Here is an 18202-nt window from a genome sequence, read left to right as displayed (position 1 = left end):
TCAGGCACCCCCGTTCAGGTAGAAGGGGAACACCAGGTTCTGCGCGCCGGGTTCGCCGAGGATCTCGTAGCGGATGGCGATGCGCAGCACGGTGGCTTCCCGCGGGTCGGTGTTCACGGCGACGGATTCGACGCGGATGCGGGCTTCGTCCCGGGCCAGGGCCTCGGCAACGGCGGCCCGGATGCGGGTGCGCAGCTCGAGGCTGTTGGGGGCAAACAGGAAGCGCCGCAGGCCCACGCCAAAGTTGGGGCGGGCAATGCGTTCGCCGGGTTCGGTGAGGAGGATGGTGCGGATGGACTGCTCCACCGCCGCCGCACCGGAGACCCAGCCGAAGCCATCGCCGGTGACGAGCGGAAAGCGCAATCCCTGGCCGAGCTTGTCTGTGCTCATTGGAGTACCTCCGTGCTACGCACTGCGGTGCGAGCTTGCTGGGGGCGGCCCGGCGCGGTGCTCATGGTCCCCTCTTCGGAAATGGCAGGCAGAACTTCAGGAACAGCATCCAGCTGAACGAGGGCAGCGTGATCAGCACGGTGAAGATGATCTTGAAGAGGATCAGCGCGCAGATGGTCAGCACCGGGATGCCGAAGTTGCAGATCATGCCGATGCCGAAATCCCGGCGCGTGTCGGCCATCTCGGCGCCGGTGATGACCCCCGAACCGGGGGGCGCCGCCATGCCGGCGAAGGGCTTGGCCCGGGCCCGGGCGATGCGCGGGATGTCGCGCAGCAGCTTGGGGATGTCGGGCATCTGGATGCTGGCCGGGCGGGCGCCGAGGAGGTCGGTGGGGTCGGCGATGGAGAAAGGCTCGCTGCGGCGGGTCCACAGGATGCGCTCGGGCTCGCAGGGGCTGTGGCCGGCAACGCGCACCCAGGCCCAGGCAGCGTAGAGGTGCTCGGCGTCGAAGCGCAGGCGCGGCAGGGCGTCGCCGCTGCGGGCCTCGGGCAGGGCCAGGCGTTCGGGTTCGGCGGTGTAGCGGGCCGCGGCGGCGGTGCGGAAGCCGGCCAGCACGGTGCCGGCCACGCGGATGCCGGGCAGCACCAGCAGGCCGCAGGGGGGCTGCTCGTTGAGGCCGAGCTGGGCCGCGCCGATGGACAGCCCGGGGCGCAGGCCGGCCACGGCGGTGTCGAGTTCGGTCTCGATGGCCTCGATGCGCGCCGCGAGCTGATCCACGGCGGCATTGCCGGCGGCGGCCAGGCCGTCGTCGAAGCGAGTGTAGATCTTGGCGATGGCCTCGCCGTGGGCGTGGGCATCGAGGACCCACTGGGCCGGCAGGGTCACCGGCGGCCACGGCGGGGTGGCCTGGATGTCGCCCCGGGCGGCTTCCTGGGCGAGCAGGGTTTCGGCCAGCTCGGCCAGGGCGGCCAGGCCCAGCTGGCGCTTGCCGTCTGCGGCGACGGCCTTGAGGTCGGCAGCCAGGGGATCGTTGTAGAGGGCCTGGTTGAGGCGTGCGGCCAGGGTGAGGCGGCAGCCGCGCAGGCGCAGCAGGGCCATCACCACCACCACGGCCAGGTGGCCGCTGCCCACCAGGCTGGCATTGCCCTGGGCGGGCGGCGGCAGGGCCGTGCCGGCGAGCCAGGCGTCCATGAGCTGGTGCAGGCGCAGGCGCAGCAGGGTGTCCCAGGCGCCGCTGTTGGCGCCGCCGGTGAGCCAGACCACGGTTTCGTTGACGGGGGTGTTGGGGTCGGCGTCGGGCAGGGTGTTGAAGAGGCCGGCGGCGGTAGCGGCACTTGCGGCGTTGCTGGCGGCCCACAGGGCATCGGCATTGCGTACGTTGCCGGCGATGTCGGCGTCGTCGGTGGCGGGGGCGGTGACGGTCTGCCACAGGCGGGCCAGGGCTTCTAGCAGGGCCAGGTCGATGCTTCGGGCGAGGGTGTTGCCCACCTGGCCCAGCCCGGGTGGGGCGGCGGCACCCAGGCTGCCGATAAAGGTGTTGGCGGTGGCTGCGGCGGCGGCCGAGGGCCGCGCCGGCAACACGGTGGCGTCGAGCAGGCTGCGCAGGTGCGGCAGGGCGGCGTTGCGCAGGTCGGTGGCGCCCTGGAACAGGGTGTCGAGGCGGGCCAGGGTGCGCTGGCTGAGGGCCGTGGCGATGGCGGCCGGGGTGTCGCCGGCCTGCAACTGGGTGGGGACTTCCCGGGCGGCGCTGAACACCGGCAGGTAGCCGTAGAGGGTGCAGTGTTCGGCAGCCGGGCCGGCATCCGGCGGCAGCAGCGAGAGGGGCGCGCTGAGGAGGCCCAGGGGCGGCAGCGGATCGGCGGCGCCCAGGCTCAGCAGGCTGCGCAGGCGAAGCTCCAGGGCGGCGCTGGGGGCGGGCAGGCGTGCCGGGTCCACGGGAGCCGCAGCGGGGGCGCCGGTGCGCAGGTCGGTGGGCAGCAGGGGCAGCCAGGCGCCGTGCCGTTCATCCACGGCGATCCAGTCTTCCCAGCGTTCCGGGCTGCTGGCCGTGCCGGGGATGAGGCGGCGGATCACCGCGCCGCTGCCCTTGACGCGTTTGCGGGCCACCCGCGGCCAGCCGGCGGCGGCGCAGACCACGTCGAAGCTGATGAGGTTGAAGCGTTCGTGCAGGGGCAGATAGAGCTTGCGCAGCCACGGCGGCGTGGTGGCCTTGTCGGCGGCGACGAGGCCGTGGGGGATGCCGTCGGCGTCCATGGCCGGGCCACTGCTGGCTTCGATATCGATGCTGGCGGGCACGCGCCGGGCCAGGCTGGCCGTGGCATAGCGGGCCTGGCCGTGGGCGTCCACCAGCCCGGCCGGGGGCTCGGACCAGTCGCGCCAGGGCAGCAGCCGGGGCAGGGTGGGGCGCTTGCCGGCGGCCACCGCCAGAAAGTCGTCCATGAAGCTGTCGCTCTCGAAGGACAGCAGGCGCGGCGGCGCCTCGGTGGGCACCTGGGCAAGGTCGCGCAGGAAGAAGGGCGCGGTGGGCAGCAGCCGCTCCCGCGAGGGCGCGCGGTCGGCTGGAACGAGGAGGCGCCTGCCCGGGGCCGTCGTCACCATATGTTCCCCACGCCCGGTGTGTAGCTGGGGGAGACCACGCTGTTGGTGATCACCGCGTCGGCCTTCACCACCCCCGAGAAGGTGGACATGGCGGCATTGACGGTGACCATGGCCGCCGTGACTTCCAGCCCGGCCGGGGCCTGCACGGTGACGCGCACGTTGGCGGTGATCTCAATGTTGCCGGCCACGTCGATCTTCACCTGGGCGCCGTTGGAGTGGGTCAGGGTGACGGTGCCGCCGGCTGCGTCGTCGAGGGTGAAGGTGTGGCCGCCGTTTGTCTTGAGCTCCACTTTCTCGGCGCCGGCGGTGTCGTCGAAGGTGAGGGTGTGGCCGCTGCGGGAGGTGATGGAGCGAAGGTTGTTGGCGCTGTCCATGCTCTCGGGCGGCGCATCCACGCCGTTCCACAGGGCGCCGATGACCACCGGGCGGCGTGGGTCGCCGGCGGTGAAGGCCACCAGCACCTCGTCGTCCACCTCGGGGATGAACCAGGTGCCCCGGTCGGCGCCGGCCATCAGGGTGGCCAGGCGGGCCCAGGCCAGGGCGCTGCCGCCGTCGCTCTCCCCGACGAAGGGCAGGCGGATCTGCACACGGCCCTGGCTGTCCGGGTCCTGCACGTCGGTGACGATGGCGGGGTAAACGCCGTAGAGGCGCGGGCGCTCACCGGCCGGTGCGGAGCTGGCGCCGGGAATCATGTGGACTCTCCCAGGTTGGGCCGCTGGGCCTCGAATTCGGTGCGGTAGCCCTCCACCTGGTCGAAGCGGTGGGTGACGGCGGTGACCAGGTAGGTGCCGGCAAACCAGGGGCCCAGATCAACCAGCTCGATCTTCGAGCCCACGTGCAGCTGGGGCGTGCCGCGGGTCACCCCGAGCCCGCGCAGGAAGCGGCGGGCGCGGCGGCGCAGGGCGGCCTCGGCGGCGCTGCGGGCTTCGGCGGCGGTGGCGGGGGCTTCCAGGTGGAGGTCGTCGGCGGCGTTGGCAAACACCCGGGTGACGATCTCGGGGCCTAGGCGGCCGGGGCCGGCTTCGGGGCGGATGGCGTCGGCGCCGGCGCTTTCGTGGATGGCCTCCTTGGCGGCCACGTCGTAGCCATGCACGCGCACCTCGCCGCGCTGGTGGGCCAGGTCGGCCAGCACGGTGAAGCGGATCAGCTCGTTCTCCCGCGTCAGGCGGATCGGGGTGTCGGTGAGGGCCGAGGCCTCGTTGATGTGCACGGTGCCTTCGCGCAGGGCGATCAGGGCGTCGCCGCTGCGGCTGCGCAGGGCCGTGAGTTCATCTTCGTTCACCTGCAGCAGGGCCACGTGGCTGGCGCCGCTGCGCCCGGCGTCGGGGCTGAGGCCGGCGTCGGAGAGGATCTGGCCGGCGATGTCGCCGTCGCTCTGGTTTTCGGAGAGGCGGGTGCGGCGGCGGTAGCGCAGGCCGGCGAGGGCGTCTTCGGCCAGCAGGGTCAGTTCGGGCGGGCGCAGCTCGGGGTAGGCGGCGCCGATGCCGGTGATGAGGCCTTCGAACACGGTCAGTTCGTCGCCCGTGGTGCTGAAGGCGATGGCCAGGCGCTTGCCGAAGTCGACGTCGGCGGTGTCGAAATGCACGTAGTCCACCGGCTGGCCGGGCTCACGGCTGCCCCAGTTGAGGAAGACTGCTTCCAGCGAGGCGACGCCGGCCGCATCGGCGCGGGCTTCGAGGCGGATCAGGTCGGCCTCGAGGCGCTCGGCACGCCGCCCGTCCACCTTGATCTGGGGGCGGCCGCTGGCGAGGAAGGGGGCTTCTGCGCTCATGGACAGTCGCTCCGGTGGCGCAGCTGGCGTTCGAGCTCTTCGGCCACCAGGGCGCGGACGAGGGCGCGGAGGTCTTCCATGCGCACTTCGAAGGGAGCGTCGTCGGCCGCGGCGCTGCTGCCCGGCTCCGCAGGGCTGCTGCCCGGCAGGGTTTCGATGGTGGTGGAGACTTCGCCGATGGAGACGGGCATGGTCAGCCTCCGCAGCAGCGCCGGCAGCCGCAGCCGCCGCAACTGCAGTGTGTGTGCCCGGCGGGGTGTGCGTGGGCCGCGGCCGCCGGGGTGGCAGTGGCGTTGGGCAGGCTCTCCCAGCGGGGGCGGCGTTCGCCGGCGGCTCTTTCGATGGGCGTGCTGCGGCTGGCAAACAGGGGGCTACCGGCGGGCGGGCTGCGCCGCAGGGCCAGGGGTGGGCTGCCGCGCACGGGCAGCGGGGCGGCGGCTGGGGTGGCCGCGCCCGGCGCCGGGGCGATGGCACCGGCGGCGCGCTGGCTGCTCACCGCGGCGGCGAGCCCGGCGGCCTTGCTGCCGGGGGCCGGGCCGTCGGGCGCCCAGGGGTTGGGGGGCACGCCGGCCGCGGCGAGGCCGGGGGAGGGCCTGGGCACCGTCAGCCCGCTGCGCCCCAGGTCGCCGGGGGCGCTGCCGAGGGCGGCCGGGCCAAACAGGTCGATGGCCGCCGAGGCGTCCAGGTGGATGCCTGCGCCCACCGCCATGCCGATGTCGGCCGAGGCGCCCAGGCTGGCGGACAAGCCCACCTGGGCCGACAGGCTCATGTCCAGATTCACGTCGAGGCTGGCGGACAGCTCGAAGCCTGCGGAGAGGTCGAAGCCCGCGCCGCCGTTGGCCCCGCCCCCCAGCAGGCTGCCGGCACCGGCCGCGCTGGCCTGGCTGCGGGCGTCGCTGGCGGCCTGCTCCACAGCCTGGCGGCGCTGGGCGGCGTCGCTGGCGTTCACCTCGTAGCGGAACTCCTGCTCGGTGAGGGTCAGCTGCAGCTTGGAGCGCAGGGGCACGCCGCTGGGGCTGAAGTATTCAAACACTTCCTGGTGGGACGAGATGACGCCATTGAAGAGCAGCGTGCCCCAGCGGAACTGCACCCGCCGCGGCGCCTGCTCCTTGCCGCTGCCGTAGGTCTGCACCAGGTCGGCGATGGGCTTGGTGCGCACGCGCACGTCGAGCATCTCCTCGCCGCCACCGCCTTCGCCGGTATCGCTGTCCCGCGGGCGGGTGGAGTCGAATACGCACTCGAAGGACAGGGTGGCCTTGGAGGAGCCGACGTTCTGCACCTGCTGGCGGCCCTTGCGGCCCTTGTCCTTCTGCTCGCCGCCGGAGACCTTGAGGGTCAGGGTTTCGGGGTTGAAGTCGAGGGGGATGGCGCGGCCTTCCTCGGTGTTCTTGCCCCCCGCATCGAAGGGCACGAGGCTGGCGCGACGGAACTGGGCGGTAGTCATGTCAGCTCCCTGCTCAGTCCTTCATGGACGATATGGAGCTCTTCGAGGGGCACTTCGCGGGCGTTGCCGGCGTTGAGGTCAGCGGACTTCACCTTGGTGACGATGGCGTTTTCGAAGTGCCACACGCCGGCGTCAGGGGCGCTGCCGTCGGCCTGCAGCACGCGGAGGGTGCCGGACACGTAGGGCAGCGGAAACGTGCCGTCGATGCAGCGCTGCACCCACGTCCAGAAGGCCGGGTCGAGGGACAGGCCGCGCTTGAGGATCAGCGGCGGGCTGGTGGTCTTGCCGACCAGTTGGCGGGCGCCCCGGTTGTAGCCGCCTTCGCGGATGCTCACCGGCTCCAGGGTGATCTCCAGGCCCTGCACCTCCGAGAAGGCGCCCCGGCGGTTGCCCAGGGCCAGCCCCTCGTCACCGCCCAGGCCGGACAGCTCGATATGCACGGCGAAGTTGAAGTTGGAGAGCAGGGCCGGGTCGGGCATCACTGCACCTCGATGCGCGGGTCGTCCGCGCCGCTGCGGACGAGGCGGAAGACGATGAACTCGGCCGGTACGGCGGGGGCCACGCCCACCTCCATGATGGCCCGGCCGGCGTCCAGATCGCCCGGGGTGTGGGTGCGGGCGTCGCAGCGCACGAAGTAGCTGTCGGTGTCGCTGCGGCCGGCCAGGGCGCCGGCGTTGAACAGGGCCTTGAGGCGGCGGCGGGCGGTGCTGGCCATGGCCGACCACAGCACCGCGTCATTGGGCTCGAAGGGGGCCCAGGCCAGGTCGGCGGCGAGCTGGGCCTTGAGCCAGTCGATCAGGCGGCGCACCGACAGGTGGGTCCAGTCCCGCTCGGTGGCGGTGCTGCGGGCGCCGAGAAGCATCAGTCCGCGCTCGGTGCGGCGGATCTCGTCGATACGCTCCTCGAACAGGAAGCCGGGCTCGGGCAGGCCGGCGTCGTCGGCCCGGGCGAAGCTGCCGAGCACCGGGCGGTTGGCCGGGGCGGCCCACACACCGGTGTCGTTTTCGACCTGGGCGGTGATGCCGCAGGCGGCGGCCGAGGGGGGCACGGTGGCGGCGCTGCCGTCGGCATCCACCCGCAGCCACGGGGTGTACAGGGCGGCGCGGGGGCTGGCCACGCCGTGGCGCCAGGCCACTACGTCACCGGCGCGCAGACCGGGGGGCAGGTCGAGCAGGGCGATGCGGGTGGCGCGGGCCTCGCAGTCGGCCACCAGGCGGCGCTGGTAGTCCTGCAGCTCGCCGGCCTCAAAGCCCAGGCGTGGCCAGTCGAGGGCGTTGGCGGTGCGCTCGGCCTGGCCGCGGCTGCACTGGGCGCCGAAGCACAGCTCGTCGGGCAGGGCCGGGGGCACGGTGAGGGCGTCGGGGGGCGTGGGGTGGAGCAGATCGGGCATGCAGACCAGGGCGACCGGCTCGAAGGGCTGGAGCTGGTCCCACACACCCAGGGCGTCCAGGGCCGGCGGGCGGGCGTTGAAGGCGACGAAGCGGTGGTCGGCGTCCTCGATGGCGTCGGCCAGGGCCATGCTGGTGCCCTCGAAGAAGTGGTTGCGCCCGGTGCTGGCGCTGGCGTCCCGGCCGTGGCGGGAGGGCGGCATGTCGGCCGCGGACAGCAGCAGGCCGGCGGGTGCGGCGAAGAGTTCGCGGCCGGGCAGCAGCCAGGCATCGGCCAGTTGCAGGCTGGGGCGCAGGAAGTCGGAGCCCCACGGGTCGTCGGCGCTGCCCCAGCGGCGGTCGGCCTCGTAGGCCGGGTCTTCGGGGTTGGCGGTGTCGGTGCGCGGGGGCAGCAGGGCTTCGGCGGCGGCGCGGCGGCCCAGCAGGCGCGGCAGAAAGCGCGGGTGGCTGGGGTGCAGGGCGGTGTCGTCCCAGCTCTCGACCAGCCTGCCGTCGAGGAAGATGTCGAGGCGCAGGGTGAGCTCGACCGCGGCGGCGAGCAGCTCGGGGTCGAGGTAGGGGGTGGTGGGCGTGGGCACCAGGATGGGCTGGCGGGCGGCGTCCAGGTCTACCCGGAAGAAACGGCTGCGCGGTGTGCTGCCCGGGCCTGCGGCGCGGCGGGTGAGGCGCAGGGTGGCGCCCACGGCGGGGCGGTCGGGGGGGATGCGCAGGGCTTTGGTGACCGGGTCCAGCCCCAGGGCGATGGGGCGCTGGATGAGCTGGCAGCGTAGCTGCAGGCGGTTGCCCCAGCTGCCCGGGTTGCGGGCGGCCAGGCGCACCTGCTTGCGGGAGTTGCCGCGCACGGCCTTTAGCCCGGGCAGCAGCAGGCGCGTGGTGCGGATGTTCACATGGTCGACACAGCGCACCACCACACAGCGCCGGCCGCCGTTGGCGAAGAACAGGCGCACCGCCAGGGGCAGCTTGAGCCCCGGCACGGCATGGCCGAAGACGGCCTCGAACTGGCGGGCGTCGTCGATGACCACCGGGGTGTTCACCGGCCCGCGTTCGGCCAGCCCGATCAGCGCGGCCACATCCAGGCGCACCCGCGGACGGGAGGCCACGGCGGGCTTCTCCTCGTAGATGCCGGGGGGCAGACCGGGACGCCACAGGCTGCCGAGCAGCGCGACGCTCATGGGATGGGCCTCAGTTCAGGCGTGGAATCACTCGAACTCGAGGTCTTCGCAGACCAGGGTGAGCTCTTCCATGGCCACGTCGGAGGCGCCCTTGGCGGCCAGGGTAGGGCCTGTCCACTTGGAGGGGCGGGCGTTGATGAGCTTCCACTGGGCCACGGTGCTGGCCCGGTCTTCGCTCATCAGCTCGATCACCACGGTGGCCCGGGCTTCCATGTTGCCGCGGCGTACCTGGTTGACCCAGTTCCACAAGTCGAGGGAGGCGATCATGCCGCGCTTGAGGGTCACGTCGCCGGCCTTGTACATCAGCGGCACCTTGCGCGGGCGGTTGAAGGCGTCGGTGCCTTCCCGGTAGTCGGCGTGGGTGATCTCGGTGGACAGGCCCGACACATCCGAGAAGCCGCCGCGAAACTCGCCGCCGCTGGCGGGGTTGATGGTGACCTTGAAGTTGAACGGGCCGTAGGGGTCTTCACGCAGGGTGGCCATTGCCGGTCTCCTTTGAGGATGCAGTTATCGCCGGGAGGGCGGGCGCTCAGATGATGGAAGCGTCGGCGGTCCACTGGCCGATGCGGAAGATCACGAACTCGGCCGGCTTGGTGGGCGCCACGCCGATCAGGCACACCAGGCGGCCGTTGTCGAGATCGGACTGGCTCATGGTGGTCCGGTCGCAGCGCACGAAGTAGGCGTCTTCGGGGCGCGAGCCGAGCAGGGCGCCGGTGCGCCACACGTCGTACAGGAAGCCCTCGATGGTGAGGCGGATCTTGAGCCACAGCTCTTCGTTGTTGGGCTCGAACACCGCCCACTGGGTGCTGCGGTCGATGGAGTGCTCCAGGTAGATGAACAGCCGGCGCACGTTGATGTAGATCCATTCGGGGTCGGAGCTGATGGTGCGGGCGCCCCACACCCGGTAGCCGCGGCCCTCGAAGAAGCGCAGGCAGTTGACGCCTTCGGGGTTGAGCACGTCCTGCTCGCCCTTGTTCACATTGCGCGAGAAGCGCAGCACCCCGCGCACCGTCTCGTTGGCGGGTGCCTTGTGCACGCCGCGCTCGATGTCGCTGCGGGCGTAGATGCCGGCCATGGCGCCTTCGGGGGAGTAGAGCACCGTCTCCCGGGCGCTGCCGGGCATGGTGGCGACAAGCCAGGGGTAGTAGATGGCGGCGTACTTGGAGTCGTGCTGGCCGCGCACCTGGCGGATGGCGGCCTGGTCGGCCTCCCGCGGGCCGGCAAGGATGGCGAAGCGGTAGCGGAGGTTTTCGCAGTGGCTGACGAGGGCGTCGCGCACGGCCTGGTCGATGGGCGGGGGCAGGGCAGCGGAGCCTGGCGCGGCGACGATGGCGATGTCCTCGATCTCGCCCAGGGCGGCCAGGCCGGTGGCGTCGTGGCCGCTGCCACCGCCGGTGAAGGCGGCGCTGTCGGGGGCGATGCCGTCGCTGCCGTTGCCCAGGGTGAGGGGCGAGGCGGCCACCAGGCTGGTGAGCAGGTCGCGTGCGAAGGTGGTGCGCTGGGCGGCTACCGTGGGCAGGGCGGCCACGGCATCGAAGTAGATGCGCTGGCTGCGGTCGGCGGGCGGCTCGATGCCGGCGTCCGGGTCTTCGTGGCGCAGGATGCGGCCCACGAAGAGGTCGGAGTCGGGGTGGGGCGAGAGGCGCTGGATTTGTTCGCTGCGGGTGCCGGTGGAGCCGTCCAGGTTGGGGCCGATGCTGAAGTCGAGGGTGACCTTCTGCACCGCGGCCAGGGCGGCCGCGTTGAGGTCGAGGTTGCCGCCGGCATTGGTGAGCAGCGGGTTGCCGGCCGCGTCGAAGCTGACGCTGTAGATGTTGGCCGCGGTGACGGCGTTGGCACCGGCGGCGTCGACCCGGCTGTCCTTGAGGGCGCCGGCCTCGACCACGTCACCCAGGCGCAGGCCCATCACCCGGCGGTTGCCCGCCGTGCCGGTGAGCAGGTTGCCGCTGCGCGTGGCTGCTACCCGTACCACCACGTTGCCGGCCCGGCCGGCGAAGCGTGCCCGCAGGAAGCGATTGACCCCGAGCACCGAGATGGCCGGGCTGACCGAGCGGCTGGCCGCCACCGAGCTGCCCCCGGTGGGCACGAAGATGCGCGACACATACACCCGCTTGCCGCCGTTCTCGAAGAACAGGCGCACCGCGTGGGCCAGCTGGTTGGGGGTGGGCACGCCGCCCAGCAGCAGGTCATCGCCATCGCCAAACAGGCGCTGGTATTCCTCGAAGCCGGTAACCAGTGCCGGCAGACCGGTGGTGGGGCCAAAGCGGGTCTGGCCGACGAAGCCGGCGGTGGAGGTCGCCACGCCCTCGATGGACTTGGCGCGGAAGCTGGTTTCTTCGACGTAAACTCCCGGAGCGAGGTATTCAGGCATGTCGAGCCTCCATCATGGCTAGGGTAACAACTCGATATCCAGCCGGACTTTTCTGCCGACCGAAACCGAAACGGGCGGATTCTGGCCGCCGACCTGCGGGTGCAGGGCGCCGCCAGCCTCACGCAGTTGAAAGCCCCGCGGCAGGAACAGCGCATTGCGCTCGGCCGCCGAGAGCCCGAAGACATTGGCCGGCTGCCCGGCCATAAAACCCTGCGCCGCCAGGGCCGCGGCCAGCGCCGGGCGCGGGGCGAACACCGTGAGGCTGCGATTGAAGCTGCGCGTGGGCGGGGTGGTGCTGCGGTCGATCACCTCGAAGGGCAGCACCAGCAGAAAGCTGCCGTCCGGCCCGCTCAGGGTGCTGACTGCATCGGCCGCGCCGCTGCGCACCGTGGCCAGGCCCAGCAGGGCACCGGGTACCGCACGGTTGCCGTCCCGCAGCACGCCCCAGATCGCCGTGGTGCCGGGTGGCAGGCCCATGGCCAGCGCGGGGCGCAGATCGACGGCCGGATAGGCGGGCGGCGGCACCACGGGGGGCGCCTCGGCGGCTTCGAGGGCGGCCTTGAGCGCGGAGCGATCAGGCACCGTGGCGGTGATGGCCTGGGGCTGGTAGCGGCCGGCGGGGTCGTCGATCTCGATGCGGGCTTCGCCCGAGGGGATGTTCAGAAAGCCGTAAAGGCCGGTGGATTCGTGCCAAATGGGACGCTCAGGACGCCCGGCCACCCGCACCCGCAAGCCGGGCAGGGCTGCCAGGCTCGGGTCGGCGTTGGTGGTGAGATAGCGCCGGACACGCACCGCCAGCACGCCAACCGCGCTGATCCTGTCGGGAGAGTGGCGGGCGGCCCAGGCCAGGGGCGTGTCGGCGGGGGCGAGCATCAGGGCACCTGGGGCGTGAAGACCAGCGTGCGGGAATCGGCAATCGCCGGGTCAGCCCGCTCCCGGGCGGCCAGCCGTGCCGTGCGCACCACGTAGGGCACCGACAGCTGGTAGGGCGGCTCCAGGCTGTCCCACAGGCGCAGCATGTCTTCGGTGCTCAGGTGGTTCATCGACACCCGCAGGCCGTCCTCGGGCTCCCACTGGTAGCGTGGGTCGAGCAGCGGGCCGGTGATCACCGCATGGCGATCCAGGATGTCCATGCAGCGGGCCAGCATCACCTGCTCACCCTCTGCATCCCGCAGCCCCCACACCGTAAGCAGGTAGTGAAGCTCCAGCCCCAGCGCCTGCCGCCGCGGCGCATTGGGCGCCAGGCGCGGCAGATCTACCGTGCGCCGGGCCTCGTCCACCTCCACCCGGTACAGAAACAGCGCCACCTGGCTGTTGAGGTTGGGGGTGAAATCGCGGGTGGAAAACAGCGACACCGTGTAGCCGTCCAGCCCCCCGGAAGCCACCAGCTGATCTTCCAGCAGGCGTCGCAGGGTAGCGCTGGCTCCGGCAATGAACATGGCATCTCCCTTGGTGACAGCGGCCTCGACGAACGCGAAATCCACGCCCGGACGACCGCCGGCTGGACGGGCTATTTATGCATTCAACACTACTTTCATGAAACTTCAAGGACAAACACGGACGGCATGTTTCCCAAAATGGGTGTTGTCACCCGACGTGCCGGGAAGACGCCAAAACCCGCGCCAGCACGGCGCTGCCGGGTGTCGGGCATGAAGAGAAGATGTGCACCAGCGCACAGGAAGAGAGCCCCTGTGAGGCAGTCAAGCACACGGGATGGGGCAAATCAAGGCGGGGTGGGGACGGGGGCACACGGCATCGCCGGCCAGCGATAGATTCTTTGTGAAAACCTCATTCATTGCAGGTCTTCAGTGCCTTTGGGGGTTGAAGCTCACCTCGAATCGTTCGGCAATGGCTGCCAGACGCTTGTCCAGGGTCCATAGCCGGGTACCCGGCGTCAGCAGCGCGGATGCCAGCAAGCACATGTCGATGAATCCGCAGCCCTGCCCAAACAGGCGCTCCCGGCCGACAAAGTCGAGAACCTCTTGCACCGTGGCCTGCCGTGCGTGTTGCAACTGTCCCAGATCAGACAGGGTTGCGGTACGGGCGGGGGGCGTACCGCATGCGATCTCCCCCAGAACCAGTGGATGCATCATTACTGAGTCCTGGTGCAGCAGGGCGATCAGATCCGGATTGCCCTGCCTGAGGTGATCGACCCAGACCGAGGTATCAACCAGCACACCGGTCATTGCTGCGCGACGTCCCGGTTGCGGGGTACGTCAGGCATTTCTGGAGCGGACCCGCCCAGGGCCGCCAGACGCTTAGCAGACTGGACCCGGACGAAAGTCTTGATGGCCTCCCGAAACAGATCTGCCCGGTCCATGGCCGGATCGGCGACTTCCAGAGCACGTTCGTAAAGCGCATCCTCAATCGTGACTGTTGTTCTCATGACGTTATCCTCTGATGTGATCTAGTTGATGATATTTTGCATCAGATCTGATGTGATCACCAGACGGTTCGAGACGGCGCTTATCGCGCTCCACCCCGACTCCGTTATCCTTCCGCCTCTTTGCCCCAGTTCACCCTCTTGCACCATGGACAAGTACGAACAATTCGAGATCGAACAACGCGCCCTGATGCGCGCCCTGGAAACCGACGGCCCCAGCGAAGCCCTCGCCGCCCGCCTCAAGGCCCTGTACCGCGACGCCGGCGTGGTGGTGGCCCTGGGCCCGTCCAACGCCGTGCCGCGAGACGAAGAGCGGCCCATCGATGAAGCCGATGTCGACCCCGACTCCGACCCCAGCCCCGACGCCATGCCCATGGCCGACGACCGGGACATGGACTACTACATCCGCGCCCTCGACAGCGGCGCCCTCACCCCCATCTTCGCCCACGCCCCCTGGGGCGAAGTGAGCCTGCGCTACGAAGCCCTGGTGATGGACGACAAGGTCTGCCCGGGCTTCCGCGCCGTCTGGAGTGAGCCGCTGGCATTTTTGGCGGACGGGAAGGCAGATGAAGGGTTCAATGCGCGGATTGAAAACATGGTGGGCGCGTTTGGGCGGATGGTGTCGGCGGAGTGGTGGAGGTGGCAGGTTAGGGTGGTGTAAGGGGAAGTGGCCGGCTGTAGTGGGCTAATTAGATCCGACTTAAATTGAATATTGGCGACCACATTTTGGGCTTCAGTGCTCAGCTAAGCCGTCAAAAGAGAGATGGCTTTGTAGGGTTTGCAGAGAGCTTTTTGAGGCTGACGCGATAAGTGGCAGTTCTCGCCTCTGTTCTTGACGAGGTGCTCTTGTCTGGGCATATACCTGTAGCTGAATCACTTAACTCAGCTACAACGAACCAGCCATCCTTCATTGGATGGTTCCAAGTATATAAATTATTGCCACTATTCAGCACGTATGAGTTTGCATTTCCAAAAACACAGCGAACTGTTGTCATTTCCTCAAGCACCTTTGCCGGTGCTCCAAACCGCCCCTCAATCTGATTTTTGACACTCTGAAGGCGACTGCTTCCAAGCTCCCCATCACCCAGAGTAAGTTCAAGACCGATGAGGCGGCCATCATTGAACTCCAGTTGGGCTGGAAGTGGCTTGCTGCTTAGCGGTGTTGATACGGTCGCACTTACAAACTCAGCACCTGATACCTCAAGATCCTCATCGAATTTCTCCCCTCTGTTGGTTGAGGCGATAACCCGTACACTTCTTGATTGGTCCTGATTGAGCACTTGCTCCATTCGGTCGCCCAGCTTCATTTCGCCTATGCCGATCGGGGATCTAAGCGACTGCGAGAGTTGCTCAAGGACTGCAGGTACAGGGAGTTCAACGAGCTTCCTATTAAGACCAAAAAGCGCATTGATGCTTCGCTTGACATCGACTCCTTGGCAAACGTTAAGGAATACAACGCTTTTGCACTTGTCGGCGCTGGACAAGGCTCGATCTCCGAACGCCTTTGCTGCGCTTTCAAAGCCAAGCTTCTTTGCCGAGACGGCCAAGTAATAGTAGTAGACGTCGTATCCGAGTGATTTCTGTTCAATTACCTTTCGTGCGAGGGAAGTCCACTCGCCTTGATCGTGGAGTTGCTTGAGATCCTTTGCCCCAGAGGCGCCCTTGCCAAACAAGCTGTATTCAAGAACTACCGAGCCCGTGTAAAACTCATCTGGTAGCGAGGGGTCACGTATCTGGGCTTGGCAGGCCGTGGAAGCAGCAAAGAAAAGTAATGCTTGAGTCAGTCTAATCAAATTCATATTTTTCTCTGATTAATTGCTGTGGCAAAACCTCAGGTTTTAAAAATAAAAGGTTGATTGATGTCCTTTTGTGTGGTCAAGCAGCTCTCCGCGTGCGAATGTGTTTGTGGGCTAAAAGTGAAGCTGCTTCAGCAGTGAGATTTTTTTGAGAAAAGTCTGAGGTAAAGATGCCGCTCGCTTCATGCGCGTATTGCATACGACAGATCGTGATCTGTTGCGGAAGATCGTGACTGGAAAACAACTTATTCATTGGGTTAGGGAGAAGTTTCGATTCCGTCTAGATTTTTTCGGACTCTCTTTGCAATCAGTACGGCTCGTGCATCGCCTCCCATGAACCAAGCAAAAAGAAAGTAAAAAACCATTAGCATGAGGGCTGCTATGTAGGAATTTCCGGAGGGAGTCCCGAATATAGTGAATAGTAAAACTCCAATGTACAGCCCCATGAGGATCATGGCACCAATCGAAAACCAGAGCAGTGCATGCGCTCCCCATCCTAAGTCTACGACAAGGGTTTCATCCTTAACATTAAGGTATGAGGAGGAAAGTCGAAGCTCAGACAACGAGAACCTTCCTGTATCGTAAGCGCGCTTAAGCGCATGAAGAAACTGTGGCGACCCTGTTCTCCCAAACATGTTCCGAAAGACCTCTTCGTCTCTCGCGATCTCGACCAGTTGGTTTAATGTTTGGTTCTTCTCGCACTCCTTTGCGAGGAAGGTTATTTTCTTTATTTTGCGCTTCTGTAATTGTTCGTCATTGAAATAGAAAATCGATTTGGTCAGCTTTATCAGAGACGCTATTGCTGCCACGGTAGCTGCCGAAACTGCCGGCCAGGACTTTAGAATCTCGATAAGTTCTGTCATGCGTGATCCTGTGAAAAGTTGCGTAGATCTGACGGATTTGTATTCTTTAAGGGGTGCCAAAGGCAGGGTCTCTGCGGTAGCAGATGCAGTATGCCTCTCGCTCGAGGACAGCTTTCGACCCAAGGCAGCCGCTGAGCTTTGACGAAAGCTGTCGTTCAGCGTCCGAATTTACCGGCTAGCGCGGCTTTATCGCGCCAGTCCGTGTTGAATGATGGATTAGGCCTGTTTTTCATGCATTTTCCTGTGCATGTATCTGGTCATGCGCCCAGTGTTGTTCTCGCCCACGGCAAACCCACCTTCCGGAAATATACCGCACATAAGTTCCGCAGTCGTAAGTCTCAAAGTGGTGCCGTCAAGTGATACCAAGCCCGTTTTTTGCAAATCGGCAACAAAGGCTTCTACACTCTTCTCTTTCTTGGAGATGTACTCAACGAAAGCAGGTTCGGTAATGTCTACACCCTCTTTGTTGCATAGTTGATTGAAGATTACGAATTGGGTATCTGAAACAAATACTGGCGTCCATGCTTCCTGATGAATAGATACATCATCTTCACCGCTCATCGACGTATAGTTCAGCATCCAGCCTCCCTGGCCGTTTTCAACGACCGCTTTGGCTTCAATCAAGCGATGTATTACCTCAACGTCTAAATCCTCCCCCCAAGGCATGCCGATGCAAAAACGGTTCGCAATTTTCGTCCAAATCAACTCAATCATTACCCAGAGCGGGTTTGATTTCGTTGACCCGTAAAACGTCCAATAATCGCCTTCCATCGGAGCCATGTAGGGCTGTCCTGTGAGTTTCACTAATGAGTTTCCGTTGCACGTGATCTGATGAGGAAAAGACGGCACGCCATATCCCTTGCCGGAATCTCGGTCCTTCAAAAAACCATATAGCCCTTCCCGAAGGCCAGTCTCCGATTTATACCCGTTGTATCCAAAAACAATCAAGATAGGCGTGATCTGTTCACTAACCAACGTGTGATAGATAAGCTGCAGCGGCTCTGGAAGAGACTCGCGATCCGCGTACCGTGGTGCGTGAACTCCTGTGATTGTGGAAAAGGCACGCATCGCCGGCGCAAGAGAAAATGAGCGCTTCTCGCCGCCTTCCGTAAATAACCAGTTGCTGAATGATTCCGCTACCTGACGAAGGTGGTGAAACGAATCTGCGAGTTCAGCCCCATATAGATTCTTCTTAACTTCGATTACCGCAAGGACATCCCAAATCGGCCACTTATAGGACTTTGTGTATGGAATCTGCTCTCCCTCACCCGTCACAAGCATGCAATCAATTTGCCCGGACATGTTGCCTTGTGCGTCGACAATAAAGCCGTCTACTACCCTAAGGTCTAGGCCAGGCGGAACTGCGCTATCCAGAATTTTCGAAGACAACCCTTCATACATATTCCCGATCGATGGGGCATGCTTGAGGTCGTAGTCAGCTAACGCTTTGCTCTCCGCCTTCATAAAGGCCAGGAGCATTTCAGATACTGTTTTGATCACTGATTAAGGCCTAACGGTGGAGTTCAGCGGCGGCAGAAGGCCGTCCGTTGCAACGAGGGATTGGGCATCTGGCTACGTTCCTCCGCGCGACATCCATTCGACAATGCCTTGCTCAAGCCACATATAAGCAGGCAACGAAACCTTTTCAACTTCCTTATAGGCTGTATCTGATATCCCGCATGTCTTGTCCATCCTGTAGCACTCAGAAAGAAGCTCGGCGGCGGTAATGGCGAGATGCGCCGGTCCAGTGAATGTTGTTAGGGCAATCGCCTTTGTGAGCGACGTACCCAAGAGCAAAGCGGTTATTGCGCAGTCAAACCGATTCCCGGCGGCGAGGTCGGCAATGCTCAGGCCTTTCTGGGCGAGCAACACTGCCAGATAACCCGGCGTTATCTTGTTGCCTTTCTTCACGAGATCGAAAGTGAACGAAAGTTGACTTGCTAGGAACTGTATTGACCCAGTGAAATCCTGCTCAGGTGTTAACCTTGAAAGGAATGACACATGAGCACGGCCATGGAAGACGAA

Annotated in this window: 19 protein-coding genes; 1 reads left to right on the top strand and 18 read right to left on the bottom strand. The window is 66.1% G+C overall.

What is annotated here, in order from left to right; translation table 11 throughout:
• From L6Q67_RS19080 to L6Q67_RS19015, 14 genes are all read right to left on the bottom strand, one after another.
• Nucleotides 1-390, bottom strand: coding sequence for a GPW/gp25 family protein (locus L6Q67_RS19080; protein ID WP_296573300.1), 390 nt, complete (start codon nt 388-390; stop codon nt 1-3).
• A 61-nt stretch (nt 391-451) separates the two neighbouring features.
• Nucleotides 452-2989: a hypothetical protein gene (locus L6Q67_RS19075; RefSeq protein ID WP_296573297.1), complete on the bottom strand. Its 2538-nt coding sequence runs from the start codon at nt 2987-2989 to the stop codon at nt 452-454.
• Nucleotides 2983-3681: a phage baseplate assembly protein V gene (locus L6Q67_RS19070; RefSeq protein ID WP_296573294.1), complete on the bottom strand. Its 699-nt coding sequence runs from the start codon at nt 3679-3681 to the stop codon at nt 2983-2985. Before L6Q67_RS19070 ends, L6Q67_RS19075 begins: the two co-directional genes overlap by 7 nt.
• Nucleotides 3678-4760 carry a hypothetical protein gene (locus L6Q67_RS19065; protein ID WP_296573291.1) on the bottom strand — a complete coding sequence of 361 codons (1083 nt, stop codon included), beginning with the start codon at nt 4758-4760 and terminating at the stop codon, nt 3678-3680. The genes L6Q67_RS19070 and L6Q67_RS19065 overlap by 4 nt, the downstream gene beginning before the upstream one ends.
• Nucleotides 4757-4951, bottom strand: a complete 195-nt coding sequence (locus tag L6Q67_RS19060; protein WP_296573289.1) for a hypothetical protein — start codon at nt 4949-4951, stop codon at nt 4757-4759. The genes L6Q67_RS19065 and L6Q67_RS19060 overlap by 4 nt, the downstream gene beginning before the upstream one ends.
• Nucleotides 4952-4953: 2 nt before the next feature.
• The gene (locus tag L6Q67_RS19055) at nt 4954-6204 is read right to left on the bottom strand and encodes a hypothetical protein (protein WP_296573286.1); all 1251 of its coding nucleotides are present in this window, start codon (nt 6202-6204) and stop codon (nt 4954-4956) included.
• Nucleotides 6201-6683, bottom strand: a complete 483-nt coding sequence (locus L6Q67_RS19050; RefSeq protein WP_296573283.1) for a phage tail protein — start codon at nt 6681-6683, stop codon at nt 6201-6203. The genes L6Q67_RS19055 and L6Q67_RS19050 overlap by 4 nt, the downstream gene beginning before the upstream one ends.
• A complete protein-coding gene (locus L6Q67_RS19045) occupies nt 6683-8764 on the bottom strand; it encodes a phage tail sheath C-terminal domain-containing protein (protein ID WP_296573280.1) in 2082 nt (693 codons plus the stop codon). The genes L6Q67_RS19050 and L6Q67_RS19045 overlap by 1 nt, the downstream gene beginning before the upstream one ends.
• Nucleotides 8765-8791: 27 nt before the next feature.
• On the bottom strand, nt 8792-9247 hold the full coding sequence (locus L6Q67_RS19040; RefSeq protein WP_296404825.1) for a phage tail protein: 456 nt from the start codon (nt 9245-9247) through the stop codon (nt 8792-8794).
• A gap of 46 nt (nt 9248-9293) precedes the next feature.
• Nucleotides 9294-11135, bottom strand: coding sequence for a phage tail sheath subtilisin-like domain-containing protein (locus L6Q67_RS19035; protein ID WP_296573277.1), 1842 nt, complete (start codon nt 11133-11135; stop codon nt 9294-9296).
• An 18-nt stretch (nt 11136-11153) separates the two neighbouring features.
• Nucleotides 11154-12008, bottom strand: a complete 855-nt coding sequence (locus tag L6Q67_RS19030) for a hypothetical protein (protein ID WP_296573274.1) — start codon at nt 12006-12008, stop codon at nt 11154-11156.
• Nucleotides 12008-12574: a DUF4255 domain-containing protein gene (locus tag L6Q67_RS19025; protein WP_296573271.1), complete on the bottom strand. Its 567-nt coding sequence runs from the start codon at nt 12572-12574 to the stop codon at nt 12008-12010. Before L6Q67_RS19025 ends, L6Q67_RS19030 begins: the two co-directional genes overlap by 1 nt.
• A gap of 366 nt (nt 12575-12940) precedes the next feature.
• Complete coding sequence (locus L6Q67_RS19020) at nt 12941-13321, bottom strand: type II toxin-antitoxin system VapC family toxin (RefSeq protein ID WP_296573268.1); 381 nt, start codon at nt 13319-13321, stop codon at nt 12941-12943.
• Nucleotides 13318-13521, bottom strand: a complete 204-nt coding sequence (locus tag L6Q67_RS19015; protein WP_296573265.1) for a type II toxin-antitoxin system VapB family antitoxin — start codon at nt 13519-13521, stop codon at nt 13318-13320. Before L6Q67_RS19015 ends, L6Q67_RS19020 begins: the two co-directional genes overlap by 4 nt.
• Before the next feature lie 145 nt (nt 13522-13666).
• Between L6Q67_RS19015 and L6Q67_RS19010 the strand changes: the two genes are divergently transcribed.
• Nucleotides 13667-14179, top strand: coding sequence for a hypothetical protein (locus L6Q67_RS19010; RefSeq protein WP_296573262.1), 513 nt, complete (start codon nt 13667-13669; stop codon nt 14177-14179).
• A gap of 91 nt (nt 14180-14270) precedes the next feature.
• Here the strand turns inward: L6Q67_RS19010 and L6Q67_RS19005 are convergent, their stop codons facing one another.
• The 4 genes from L6Q67_RS19005 to L6Q67_RS18990 form a co-directional block, all read right to left on the bottom strand.
• Nucleotides 14271-15317 (bottom strand): hypothetical protein, encoded by a 1047-nt coding sequence (locus L6Q67_RS19005; protein ID WP_296573259.1) that lies wholly within the window; start codon nt 15315-15317, stop codon nt 14271-14273.
• A 254-nt stretch (nt 15318-15571) separates the two neighbouring features.
• A complete protein-coding gene (locus L6Q67_RS19000) occupies nt 15572-16177 on the bottom strand; it encodes a hypothetical protein (RefSeq protein WP_296573254.1) in 606 nt (201 codons plus the stop codon).
• Between the two features lie 216 nt (nt 16178-16393).
• Nucleotides 16394-17677 (bottom strand): DUF6602 domain-containing protein, encoded by a 1284-nt coding sequence (locus tag L6Q67_RS18995; protein WP_296573251.1) that lies wholly within the window; start codon nt 17675-17677, stop codon nt 16394-16396.
• A 72-nt stretch (nt 17678-17749) separates the two neighbouring features.
• On the bottom strand, nt 17750-18202 hold a 453-nt coding region (locus tag L6Q67_RS18990), incomplete at its 5' end, for a hypothetical protein (protein WP_296573249.1).

The organism is Zoogloea sp. (assembly GCF_023150065.1).
Taxonomy (GTDB): Bacteria; Pseudomonadota; Gammaproteobacteria; order Burkholderiales; family Rhodocyclaceae; genus Zoogloea.
This window is presented reverse-complemented; position numbering and strand designations above follow the sequence as displayed.